The organism is Burkholderia sp. BCC1988 (assembly GCF_905339895.1).
In the GTDB taxonomy this organism is placed as follows: Bacteria; Pseudomonadota; Gammaproteobacteria; order Burkholderiales; family Burkholderiaceae; genus Burkholderia.
The window spans coordinates 639,116-650,319 of record NZ_CAJPHA010000001.1 but is presented as its reverse complement, the minus strand read 5'-3'; the positions used below and the strand labels follow the sequence as shown (position 1 = coordinate 650,319).

The window sequence follows — 11,204 nt, the reverse complement described above, 5'->3', positions numbered from 1 at the left end:
GGCGTATACGCACTACCAGGCGCCGGACAGCCCGGCGGGCGTCGCCGATCGCGCCGATCACTACTGGCTCGGCGCGACCTATACGGCCAATCCGCAGTGGGCGGTGACGGGCGGCGGGTATTACGTGAAGGTCGGCGATGGCGGCGGCGACGCGGCGCACGATCCGTCGGGCCACGCGATCATGTACGTGCTCGGCACGACGTACAACCTGTCGAAGCGGACGTTCCTGTACGGCACCGTCGCGTACGTGCGCAACGGCGGGAATTCGAACTTCTCGCTGCTCGCGTCGCCGCGTGATGCGACGTCGGGCACGAGCCCGATGACGGGCGAGTCGCAGACGGGCGCGTATGTGGGGATGATGCATACGTCTGAGCGGGGCGTCGCGCACGCAAGGCACGGGTGAGGGTGGCCCGTGCCTTGTTGCGTTTACGGGGGCCGGCGTGCGGCGTGCCGTACGCGTTGCCGGTCAGAACCCGCACGCCTCGGTCGTCGTCAACGTCGCGAACGGCCCGCCGAGCGTCGCATTGTGATGCGCGACGATCCGCTCGGCCGGCAACGCGGGCGTATCCATGCAGGTATGCGCATCGGCGACGAGCACGGCGCGAAAGCCGAGATCGGCGGCCGCGCGGCACGCCGTGTCGATGCAGTACTGCGTCTTCATCCCCGCAATCACGATCTCGCCGATCCCGGCCGCGTGCAGCCATTCGGCGAGCCGCGTGCCCGCGAAACAACTCGGCCGGGTCTTGTCGAACACGATGTCGCGTGCCGTATCGATCGCGAGCGCCGGCAGCAATGCGGCGAGCGGTGCATCGGGCGCGATCGGCGAACCCGCCGGGCCGGTGTGGCGCACGGCGAACACGGGCGCGCCGGCTTCATGCGCGCGGCGAATCAGCCGGTTGACGTTGGCCAGCACGCGTTCGCCGTCATGCGGACGATCGGGGCCATGGAACAACCCGACTTGCATGTCGACGACGAGCAGCGCACGTTTCGGGGATGGGGCTTCGGACATCGCGTTTCTCCTGAGTGGCCGATACGGACGGAGAAACGACGAGACCCCGTCCGGAACCGGCGGGGCCTGTGGAAATCGGTGAAGGGCGCTACGACCTTGCGCGCACTCGCCGCACGGGCCCGCCGAAGGCGGTCGTGCGCGTAGTCGTCGAAAGGGTGATCGTGGCGTCGTGCATGGAGCGATCATGCACGATGCGCGTTCGCTGCGTCAATGACGTGTCGCACGTCCCACGCCGCCACCGCTCAATCGAGCGCCTTCCCGGCCTTCTCGTCCATGCAGCGAATCGCGAGCAGCGTGAGCACGCCGCAGCCGATCGCATACCACGCGGGCGCATTCGGATTGCCGGTCGCCGCGATCAGCCACGTGACGAAGAACTGCGCGAAGCCGCCGAAGATCGCGACGCCCACGCTGTACACGAGCGCGCCGCCGGTCGCCCGCACCGCCCGCGGGAACAGCTCGCCGAGCATCGCACCCGTCGCGCCGATGTTGATCGCGTGCACGATCGACAGCGCGGCGATGATCGACAGCAGCGACGCGGCGCCCGGCCAGCGGTTCAGCGCGATGAACGCGGGATAGATCGCGGCCATCAGCACGATGCGCGTCCACCAGACGATCCGGTTGCGGCCGAACACATCGGACAGGTGCCCGCCGATCGGCGTCACGAGCATCAGGATCGCGCCGGCGACGCAGCCGGCCGTCATCGACAGCCAGGTCGGCAGGTGCAGCACCTGCACGCCGTAGATCGCCATGTAGAACACGATGATGTAGTGGATCGACGTGCCGCCGATCGTCACGCCGAGACCGGCGAACACGGCCTTGCCGTGATGGCGCAGCACGTCGGCGAGCGGCAGCGACGCGACCGGTTCGTCGTGCGCGGCGGCCGGCGTTGCCGCCGGCACTTCCTCGACGGTGCGGCGCAGCCAGTAGCCGAGCGGCACGAACAGCGTGCCGATGATGAACGGCACGCGCCAGCCCCAGCTCTCGAGCTGCGCGGCGTTGAGCGTCGACGTCAGCGCGACGCCGGTGAGCGCCCCGGCGAGTGCGGCGAGCCCCTGGCTCGAGAACTGGAACGACGCGTAGAAGCCGCGGCGGTGCTGCGGCGCCTGTTCGAGCAGCAACGTCGTCGACGCGCCGACTTCGCCGCCCGAGGCGAACCCCTGCAGCAGGCGTGCAAGCACGAGCAGCAGCGGCGCGGCGAGGCCGATCTGCGCGAAGGTCGGCGCGATCGCGATCGTCGCGGTGCCGAGCGCCATCAGCAACAGCGTCAGGATCATCGCCTTCTTGCGGCCGGCGCGGTCGGCATACATGCCGATCACGAGGCCGCCGAGCGGGCGTGTGACGAAGCCGACGCCGAAGCTCGCGACCGCGAGCATCAATTGCCCGAACGACGAGTGCACCGGGAAGAACAGCTTGCCGATCAGGATTGCGAAGAAGCTGTAGACCGTGAAGTCGTAGAACTCGAGCGCGTTGCCGACCGCGGCGGCCGCGATCAGGCGGCGTTTCTTCGCGGCGGCGCGGGCATCGGCCGGCGAGCCGGCGAACGGAAGGGCGGACGTTTCCATGAGGTTCCCCTGCTAAGGCGCGGAACTGCGTGATGAAGGGCCGTCAGGCCGCGAGCCAGGCTTCGGCGACGCGGACCCAGTAACTCGCGCCGATCGCGAGGATGTCGTCGTTGAAGTCGTAGCCGGGGTTGTGCACCATGCAGCCGCCCTTGCTGCCGATGCCGTTGCCGATGAACGCATAGCAGCCGGGGCGTGCTTCGAGCATGTAGGCGAAGTCCTCGCTGCCCATCAGCGGCGCGGCTTCGGTTTCGACGCGATCGGCGCCGAGCATCTGGCGGGCGATGTCGGCTGCGAATGCGGTCGGTTCGGGATGGTTCACGAGGACCGGATAGCCGTAGTCGTAGTCGACTTCCGCCGTGATGCCGAAGCTTTCCGCCTGGCCCTTCGCGAGCGCCTCGATCCGGCGTGCGAGCAGCGCGCGCACGTCGGCGTCCAGTGCACGCACCGACAGCTTCATCACGACGGTTTCCGGAATGATGTTGAAGGTCTCGCCGGCCTGCACGCTGCCGACGGTGATCACGGCCGCATGCTGCGCATCGACCTCGCGCGCGACGATCGTCTGCAGCGCGACCATGATGCTGCCCGCGGCCGACATCGGGTCGCGCGCGAAGTGCGGCATCGCGCCGTGTCCGCCGACGCCGCGCAGCGTGATCGTCACGCGGTCGGCCGACGCCATCGCGGCACCGGCGCGGAACGCCATGTCGCCGGCGGCGCGGCCCGGCATGTTGTGGATCGCGAAGATCGCGTCGCACGGAAAGCGCTCGAACAGGCCGTCGTCCATCATCGATTTCGCGCCGCCGAAGTTTTCCTCGGCCGGCTGGAAGATCAGGTTCAGCGTGCCGGAGAACTGGCGCGTGGCGGCGAGGTGGCGCGCCGCGCACAGCAGCATCGCGGTGTGGCCGTCATGACCGCATGCATGCATCTTGTTTGCGTGGCGGCTCGCGTACGGCAGGCCGGTGGCTTCGGCGAGCGGCAGCGCGTCCATGTCGGCGCGCAGGCCGACGGTGCGCGTGCCTTGTCCTTCGCGCAGCACGCCGACGACGCCCGTCTTGCCGATGCCGCGATGCACTTCATAGCCCCACCCCGTGAGCAACTCGGCGACGAGATCGCTGGTCAGCGTTTCCTCGAACGCGAGCTCCGGATGCGCGTGGATGCGGCGGCGCACGTCGATCAGGTCGGGAGCGATCGCGGCGATGCCGGGGATGACGGGGTTCACGGCTTGCAGCATGGTGTCTCCTGTGGAGCAGGTGAGGCAGGTGGGGCCGGTGGGCGTTTGACGCGCATATGACGGCCAAGCATATAAATTTCTGTCGGGTACCAGAAGCTGCTAAATTGCTTTGGTGCTCACCACCGGTTGCCGCTCGGGAATACCCTGAGCCGCTGCACGTGGCCGGGCGTCGGGTTTCCACGAATCACGCATGCCGCCATGAAATACCATCAGCTGAAAGCGTTCGTCACCGTCGCGGACGAAGGGAGCATCCGCGCGGCTGCGCGGCGCCTGAACGTGTCGCCGGCGGCGCTGACGAAGGCGGTCAAGGAGCTGGAGATCGCGCTCGGCGTGTCGCTCGTCGTGCGCACCGCGCGCGGCGTGCAACTCACCGCGTTCGGCCAGCAGCTGCAGGTGCGCGCGCGGCTGATCGTCGCCGAGATGCAGCGGGCGCGCGACGACATCGAGCAGGCGCAGGGCGCGATGACGGGCTCGGTCGCGGCGGCGATCACGCCGGCCGCGGCGGTGACGATCCTGCCCGACGCGTTTCGCGCGTTCCGGCGGCGCTTTCCGGTCGCGCGCGTCAATCTGATCGAAGGGTTTCCCGGCGTCGCGCTGCCGCGGCTGCACGACGGCTCGCTCGATTTCGCGGTGGCCGTCGTCGTGCCCGAACTGCTGGCGGCCGAGTTCGACCACGCGGAACTCTATGCGAGCCGATCGCTGATCGTCGCGCGCAAGGGGCATCCGCTCGCATCGGCCACGTCGCTGGCCGATCTCGTCGAGGCCGACTGGCTGATGAATCCGTCGCCGGAAAGCTCGACCCAGGTGCTGTTCAACTCGTTCGTCGCGTACGGGCTGCCGGTGCCGCAGCGGGTCGTCGAATGCCCGAGCTTCGGGCTCGCGCACAGCCTGATGACGGGCTGCGACCTGATCGCGTCGATGCCCGAACAGCTGCTGCAGGGCGAGTGGGCGCGCGACCAGCTCGCGGTGCTGCCGATCCGCGAGCGGCTGCCCGGCGTGTCCGTGCAGGTCGTCACGCGTCGCGACAGCCCGCTCACGCCGGCCGCGTCGATGCTGCTCGACTGCCTGCGCGATTCCGCGCGGCGCAAGGGGCTCCGATGAGTCGGGCAATGCATCGCGTAGTGATCCTGAACATCTGCCGCGCACCGCGGACCATTCCCGCTCGCGGCGCGCTCGCCGCGAGCCGGTATCATAGCGGCCGGCCCGCCGTTCCGGCCGGCTTCCGACAACACGCCATCCGGCATCCAGCAATCAGAGGCATCACATGACCAGTGCAACCCAATTCGACAACGTATCGGTCGTCAAGCGCGCGAACGTCTATTTCGACGGCAAGTGCGTGTCGCATACCGTGCTCTTCCCGGACGGCACGCGCAAGACGCTCGGCGTGATCCTGCCGTGCGCGCTCAACTTCGGCACGGACGCGCCCGAATTGATGGAAGTGCAGGCCGGCAAGTGCCGCGTGAAGCTCGACGGCAGCAGCGAATGGCAAACTTACGGCGCCGGCGAGTCGTTCTCGGTGCCGGGCAAGAGCCGCTTCGACATCGAAGTGCTCGAGACGCTCGACTACGTGTGCAGCTACCTGTAAGCGCATGAGCACCGGCCGCGGCGCATGCGCGCGGCCGGCGCGCTGAAAGCGGAAAGCCCCGCCGAAGCGGGGCTTTCTCGTATGCGGACGGCGCGCTGCCGTCCGGCGCGGAGCTTACAGGCAGGCGTTGATGTCGCCCGCGGAAGCGGCGTCGCCACGCATGCCGACCCACGTCTTCGCGCCCGGCTTCGACGCCGGACGAACCATCGCGGCCGCGCCGTTCGGCGGTTGCTGGCCCGGTACGTAGACATCGGTCGCGAGGCCGTTGGCGAGCACGTTCTGCGTGACCACCTGTTGCTGCGACTTGTCGGCCCAGGTCTTTGCGATGCACGCCGACACGTCCTCCGCGGACTTCTGGCTTTGCCCCACGTTCTGCATGGCCGGATCGGCTGCGTGTGCCGAAATTGCCGCGGTCAATGCGATGAGCGGTAAGTATTTCACGTTCACGTTTTATCTCCCTCGAGTCGTGATTGATTGAGCGGGATGCGCAGCAGAACTTGAACTGCGTTCTTGTGAGATTGCATCGGACAAATGCGGTTCCGGCGATTCCGAAACAAGTTGTTAACACGCTTGCCAAACGACAATCCGGATGCTGTCCGTTCTGTTGCGATGCGGCATGGGTCGCGCACGGCCCGCGTGGAGGCGGGGACGCGGTGACGACGTCATGCGTCGTGAGGTCGGCTCGCTGCCCTGTGGTGTGGCGGATTGACGGCCGCGGCGTGCTGCATGTATCTGCATGTCGCGCCGCGACGCTTCTTTATTGGATGACGAAGTGGAATGGCTGAAAGGGTGGCCCCGTCGCATGAGCACCATGATGACAAACTTTCGTCCGATGAATTGTCAACCAAGTTTAAACGCCGACGCGGCGGAATGCGAACCGGCGCGCAGGGTGCGCGCCGATCCGGAACGGCGGGGGACGGTGAAGCGCGCGGTACGTATCAGCTGGCCTTGCGCGCACCGGCGTCGCGCAGGTTGACCGGTACGACCGGGCGGAAGCGTTCGCGCTTGTGTTCGTCGTCGAAGTGCTGGAGCGCGGGCTTGATGAGATCGCTGCGCGACACGATGCCGATGATGCGCAGCGATTGCGGATCGTCGACGACCGGCAGGCGTTCGAGGCCGAGCATCGCGAGCCGCGACGCGACTACGCGGCACGTTTCGTGCGCGTGCGCGACGGCCGGCGCACGATCGATGAACGCGTTCGCGAGCGCCGCGCCGGGACCGGCTTGCGCACGCTGCGCGTCGAGCGTCGCGCGATCGACGAGACCGAGCAGGCGGCCGTTCTGCACGACGGGGTACGCACGGTGCGTCTGCTTCGCGCCGAAGTACTGCGACTCGACGGCGTCGAGCGTCGTGGCGCCGTCGATCGAGACGAGATCGTCGGCCGGCGTCATCACCTCGGCCACGTCATGGCGTTCGAGCGGATCGACGCCATATTCCCGGTAGATGTGGTAACCGCGGCGCGCGATCTTTTCCGTCATGATCGAACGCTTCATCACGACGGTCGCGAAGCCGTGCGCGACGAGCGTCGCCGCGAGCAGCGGCAGCAGCGCGTTCGCGTCGTGCGTGAGGCCGAACGCGAACACGATCGCGGTCAGCGGCGCACCGAGCGTGGCGCCGAGCGTCGCGGCCATGCAGACGAGCGGCCACAGCGCCGGATCGCCGCCGGGCAGTACCGGCGACAGCACGGTGCCGAGGCCCGCGCCGAGCATCAGCAGCGGGGCGAGCACACCGCCGGACGTGCCGGAGCCGAGCGCGATCACCCACATCACGGCCTTCACGGTCAGCAGTGCGAGCGCGATCTTCAGCGCGATGTGCTGGTGCAGCAGGTCGCCGATCACGTCGTAGCCGACGCCGAGCGCGCGCGGCTCGAGCCAGCCGCCGATGCCGATCACGATCGCGCCGAGCGCCGGCCACCACATCCAGTGCACCGGCAGCTTCGCGAAGGTGTCCTCGACGCGGTACAGCGCGGCCGACAGGCCGCACGCGAGCGCGCCCGACAGCAGGCCCGCGACGATGCACGACAGCAGCGCGACGGGCGTCGGCGGCGCCGTGGTCAGCGCAAACAGCGGGTCGACTCCGAACAACACGGCGCGGGCGAAACCGGCGACCGCGCAGGCGAGCGCGACCGGCAGGAAACTGCGCGGACGCCATTCGAACAGCAGCAGTTCGACCGCGAGCAGCACGGCGGCGACCGGCGTGCCGAACACGGCGGTCATGCCGGCGGCCGCGCCCGCGACGAGCAGCGTCTTGCGCTCGGCGGCGGTCACGTGCACGCATTGCGCGATCAGCGAGCCGAGCGCGCCGCCCGTCATGATGATCGGGCCTTCGGCGCCGAACGGGCCGCCGCTGCCGATCACGACACCCGACGACAGCGGCTTGAGGATCGCGACCTTCGGCGACATGCGGCTCTTGCCGAACAGGATCGCCTCGATCGCTTCGGGAATGCCGTGGCCGCGGATCTTCTCCGAACCGAAGCGCGCCATCAGCCCGACGATCAACCCGCCGATCACCGGCACGACGATCACCCATGCGCCGAGCGTGTGGTGCGCGGGCGAACGGTCGGCGAACGAAAACTGCCGGAAGAAGAACAGGTTCGTGAACAGGTGGATCAGGCTCGACAGCACGAACGCCGCCAGCGTGCCGAGCAAGCCGATCCCGGCCGCTAGCAACGCGATCCTGGGCAGGCGTTCGTTGGTCGAGAAGTCGCGTTTGTGCGGTGCGTTCATCGGCGTGAGGATAGGTCGGTAAAGCCTGGGTCAGTTATTGATCTGCGGAACCTGGAACGTGCCCTTGAGCGATTTCAGTTCCGCGCGATGCATGGCCGCGAGGTGGGCGAGCAGCGTCTCGCCGGCTTCCTCGAGGTGGACCTCGACCTGCCGGCGGTCCGCTTCGCTCGTCTTGCGCTTCACGAGCCCGAGCGCCTCGCAGCGCGTCACCAGCGCAACGACGCCGTGATGCTGCGCCTGCAGGCGTTCCGCGAGTTCGCCGATGGTGGCCCATTCGCGGTGCGGATAGCCCTTGATGTGCAGCAGCAGCAGGTACTGCAGCGGCGTCACGCCTTCGCTTTGCGCGGCGCGTTCGGAGAAGCGCTCGAAACGGCGCATCTGGTAGCGGAACTCGGACAGTTGCTGGAAATCGCTTTTGGTCAGCGCGCGTCGGGTATCGGTCATTGCGGTCGGTCGGGCAGCAGTTTCGGTAACGCGAAATATATCACAATATGATATAAGTGGCCGAATTTCGGCGAAATGGATCCATTGCGCTGTCGTCGGCCCGTTGAGCGTCCGCGTTACGCGGCTTCGAGCATCTGCGTCTGCCGGTACAGGCCGGTGACGAGATCCGTCTGCGTGATGATGCCGACGAGCCGGCGCGATGCGTCGACGACCGGGATGTGGTGATGGCCCGAATGCGTAAACAGCGGCACCAGCGCGGTGATCGGCATGGTCTGCGGCACGGATGCGACGTCGCGGGTCATCACGGTCGCGACGCTGGGCGGCCGGCCGCCGAACGATTGCGGCAGCTGTGCGGCCAGCCGCCGCCACAGCGGGGCCGGGCGGCGCAACGGGCGCGTGAGGTCGGCGCGCGTGACGATGCCGACCAGGCGATCGCTGCCGTCCACGACGGGCAGCGCCTTCACGCGATGGCGGTCGAGCAGCGTCAGCGCGGCCGTGACCGACGTCGACGGCGCGACTTCGATCGCGTTCGTCGTCATCAGGTCGGCGCACGTGAGCTGGCCGAACGTGCGCGCATAGGCTTGCATCTCGGTTTCGCGCAGCAGCATTTCGAGGTCGTCCGGGTCGACGTCGAGCCATTCGCCGCGGCGCTTCAGCACGGCGTCGAGATCGGCGCGCGTGAAGCCGCCGCGTGCCGGCGCGGCGCTGCCGCCTTGCGGCTTCGCGTCGTGGCGCACGCCGCCGTGCGGATAGCGGTGGTCCGTCAGCGCGTGGTACACGAGCGCGGCCGACAGCAGGATCGCCGATTGCAGTGCGATCGGCTCGACCACGAAGCGGAAGCCGAGCGCGTGGATCGCCGGGCCGCCGAGCACGGCCGTCAGCGCGACCGCGCCCGACGGCGGGTGCACGCAGCGCAGCGCGAACATGCCGCCGATCGCGAGGGCGACCGCGACCGCGGCGGCCGTGATCGGATCGGCGATCCACTGCGCGCAGGCGACGCCGACGGTCGCCGCCACCAGATTGCCGCCGATGATCGACCAGGGCTGCGCGAGCGGACTCGCGGGCACCGCGAACAGCAGCACGGCCGACGCGCCCATCGGCGCGACGAGCAGCGGCACGAGGCCCGGCACGCCGGGCAGCAGCCGCATCGTGACGCCGACCGTCGCGATCCCGACGAGCGCGCCCGCGCACGAGCGCATGCGCTCGCGCCAGCCGAGCGTCATCGGATGGGGAATGAAGCTGTGCAGCCATTGGCGGAAGGTGCGGCGCGACGGGGAGGAGCCTGACGACATGGACGATTGAGCGGTAAACATGACGATGCGCATGACGCAGCGCGAGGACGTCGAGAATTATATCGCGTCGTGATATAAATTGTCGCGCTGCATCAACGCGTTGCCTGCGCGCGCCGCATCCGTCTTGCAGGAACCTTTCATCGGATGAAAGCCTGACTGCCCTGCGACCGCGCAAATTTGTCTGCAGCGGCGTACAATTCGGGCCACCGAATTCCCCGATACGCCACAACCACGCACGCGATGCCCGCTCTCCCGCCCGTTCCCCGGCATGGTGATCGCTTGCGCGTGGTTCGCGCGCACGCCCCGATTCCCGTCTGACGCGAGCGCCGCCGACGTTTCCCCACCGACACTCCCCAAGCCAATTCAATGGACATGCTCGAAAACATGCGCCTGTTCGTGCGCGTTGTCGAAGCCGGCAGTTTCACCGCGGTCGCCAAAGAAATCGATGCGACCACCGCGCAGGTGTCGCGCGCGGTGTCGAACCTCGAAGCCCACGTACAGACGCGCCTGCTGCATCGCACGACGCGCCATCTCGGCCTCACCGAAAGCGGCGAGCGCTACTTCGAGCGTGCGAAATCGATCCTCGCCGAATTCGACTACGCGAACGCCGAGGCCCGCAACGCGCTGCTGCGGCCGAGCGGCAAGATGCGGATCCATGCGATGACGGGGCTCGGGCAGAGTCATGTCGTGTCGTCGATCGTGCGCTACCAGGAAGACAACCCGGACGTGTCGGTCGAGTTGACGCTCGCGCAACGGATGCCGAATCTCGTCGAGGAAGGCTACGACGTGTCGATCGTGACCGCGTCGCAGCTGCCCGATTCCGGCTACGTCGCGCAGACCTGCGGCACCAGTTGCAGCGTGCTGGTCGCGTCGCGCGAATATCTCGCGCGGCACGGCACGCCGAAGACGCCCGACGACCTGCCGAACCACGTGTGCCTGCGCCTCGATACGCCGGCATCGCCGGCCAGCGAGTGGCGGCTCGAGCGCGACGACGGCGAGGAGACGGTCTACGAACTGCAGCCGGCACCGTTCCAGGTCAACGTGCCGGATGCGCTGTGCGTCGCGGTGCGGGCGGGGCGCGGCATCGCGTGCGTCGCGCTGTATACGGTGCTCGACGACCTGCGCGCGGGGCGCCTGATCCGCGTGCTGCCCGAGTATCGGTTGCAGACCGTCAGCGTGTACGCGGTCTATGCGACGCGCCGCTATCTCGATGCGAAGATCCGCACCTTCCTCGACCATCTGCGCACGACGCTCACGCCCGCGCTGGAGAACGACCTGCGCGAACTCGACCGGCTTGCGGTCGAGCCGATGCCGGGCAGCCGCCAGCGCGCCTGATGCCGCCGGTCGCACGCCCGGCG

General features: G+C 68.2%; 11 protein-coding genes. 4 read left to right on the top strand and 7 right to left on the bottom strand.

The features are described 5' to 3' along the window. On the top strand, nucleotides 1-403 hold a 403-nt coding region (locus U4012_RS02790; RefSeq protein ID WP_321795966.1), incomplete at its 5' end, for a porin. Nucleotides 404-466: 63 nt separating this feature from the next. Here U4012_RS02790 and U4012_RS02785 read toward each other — a convergent pair. From U4012_RS02785 to U4012_RS02775, 3 genes are all read right to left on the bottom strand, one after another. Further along, complete coding sequence (locus U4012_RS02785; RefSeq protein ID WP_124522101.1) at nucleotides 467-1,009, bottom strand: cysteine hydrolase family protein; 543 nt, start codon at nucleotides 1,007-1,009, stop codon at nucleotides 467-469. A 242-nt stretch (nucleotides 1,010-1,251) separates the two neighbouring features. Continuing rightward, nucleotides 1,252-2,571: an MFS transporter gene (locus U4012_RS02780; protein ID WP_044843292.1), complete on the bottom strand. Its 1,320-nt coding sequence runs from the start codon at nucleotides 2,569-2,571 to the stop codon at nucleotides 1,252-1,254. Between the two features lie 43 nt (nucleotides 2,572-2,614). Then, nucleotides 2,615-3,799, bottom strand: coding sequence for a M20 aminoacylase family protein (locus tag U4012_RS02775; RefSeq protein WP_124484607.1), 1,185 nt, complete (start codon nucleotides 3,797-3,799; stop codon nucleotides 2,615-2,617). A 198-nt stretch (nucleotides 3,800-3,997) separates the two neighbouring features. Between U4012_RS02775 and U4012_RS02770 the strand changes: the two genes are divergently transcribed. Together U4012_RS02770 and U4012_RS02765 are read left to right on the top strand one after the other, a co-directional pair. Further along, entirely contained in the window at nucleotides 3,998-4,900 is a 903-nt protein-coding gene (locus tag U4012_RS02770; protein WP_044843294.1) for a LysR substrate-binding domain-containing protein, read from the top strand. A gap of 163 nt (nucleotides 4,901-5,063) precedes the next feature. Further along, the gene (locus U4012_RS02765) at nucleotides 5,064-5,384 is read left to right on the top strand and encodes a pyrimidine/purine nucleoside phosphorylase (protein WP_006478890.1); all 321 of its coding nucleotides are present in this window, start codon (nucleotides 5,064-5,066) and stop codon (nucleotides 5,382-5,384) included. A 114-nt stretch (nucleotides 5,385-5,498) separates the two neighbouring features. Here U4012_RS02765 and U4012_RS02760 read toward each other — a convergent pair whose 3' ends face one another. From U4012_RS02760 to U4012_RS02745, 4 genes are all read right to left on the bottom strand, one after another. Further along, complete coding sequence (locus tag U4012_RS02760; RefSeq protein ID WP_321795961.1) at nucleotides 5,499-5,831, bottom strand: hypothetical protein; 333 nt, start codon at nucleotides 5,829-5,831, stop codon at nucleotides 5,499-5,501. Nucleotides 5,832-6,322: 491 nt separating this feature from the next. After that, entirely contained in the window at nucleotides 6,323-8,110 is a 1,788-nt protein-coding gene (locus tag U4012_RS02755; protein ID WP_321795959.1) for a chloride channel protein, read from the bottom strand. 30 nt (nucleotides 8,111-8,140) lie between these two features. After that, on the bottom strand, nucleotides 8,141-8,554 hold the full coding sequence (locus tag U4012_RS02750) for a MarR family winged helix-turn-helix transcriptional regulator (protein ID WP_124484609.1): 414 nt from the start codon (nucleotides 8,552-8,554) through the stop codon (nucleotides 8,141-8,143). A 116-nt stretch (nucleotides 8,555-8,670) separates the two neighbouring features. Beyond that, a complete protein-coding gene (locus tag U4012_RS02745) occupies nucleotides 8,671-9,846 on the bottom strand; it encodes an HPP family protein (RefSeq protein ID WP_321795956.1) in 1,176 nt (391 codons plus the stop codon). 366 nt (nucleotides 9,847-10,212) lie between these two features. Here U4012_RS02745 and U4012_RS02740 point away from each other — a divergent pair, with 366 nt between their 5' ends. Beyond that, complete coding sequence (locus tag U4012_RS02740; RefSeq protein WP_044843298.1) at nucleotides 10,213-11,181, top strand: LysR family transcriptional regulator; 969 nt, start codon at nucleotides 10,213-10,215, stop codon at nucleotides 11,179-11,181. Nucleotides 11,182-11,204: the final 23 nt, after the last annotated feature.

Coding starts and splice junctions, on each gene's coding strand:
- U4012_RS02770 (WP_044843294.1), top strand. CDS start 3,998: ATGAAATACCATCAGCTGAAAGCGTTCGTCACCGTCGCGGACGAAGGG.
- U4012_RS02785 (WP_124522101.1), bottom strand. CDS start 1,009: ATGTCCGAAGCCCCATCCCCGAAACGTGCGCTGCTCGTCGTCGACATG.
- U4012_RS02780 (WP_044843292.1), bottom strand. CDS start 2,571: ATGGAAACGTCCGCCCTTCCGTTCGCCGGCTCGCCGGCCGATGCCCGC.
- U4012_RS02740 (WP_044843298.1), top strand. CDS start 10,213: ATGGACATGCTCGAAAACATGCGCCTGTTCGTGCGCGTTGTCGAAGCC.
- U4012_RS02755 (WP_321795959.1), bottom strand. CDS start 8,110: ATGAACGCACCGCACAAACGCGACTTCTCGACCAACGAACGCCTGCCC.
- U4012_RS02745 (WP_321795956.1), bottom strand. CDS start 9,846: ATGTCGTCAGGCTCCTCCCCGTCGCGCCGCACCTTCCGCCAATGGCTG.
- U4012_RS02765 (WP_006478890.1), top strand. CDS start 5,064: ATGACCAGTGCAACCCAATTCGACAACGTATCGGTCGTCAAGCGCGCG.
- U4012_RS02750 (WP_124484609.1), bottom strand. CDS start 8,554: ATGACCGATACCCGACGCGCGCTGACCAAAAGCGATTTCCAGCAACTG.
- U4012_RS02775 (WP_124484607.1), bottom strand. CDS start 3,799: ATGCTGCAAGCCGTGAACCCCGTCATCCCCGGCATCGCCGCGATCGCT.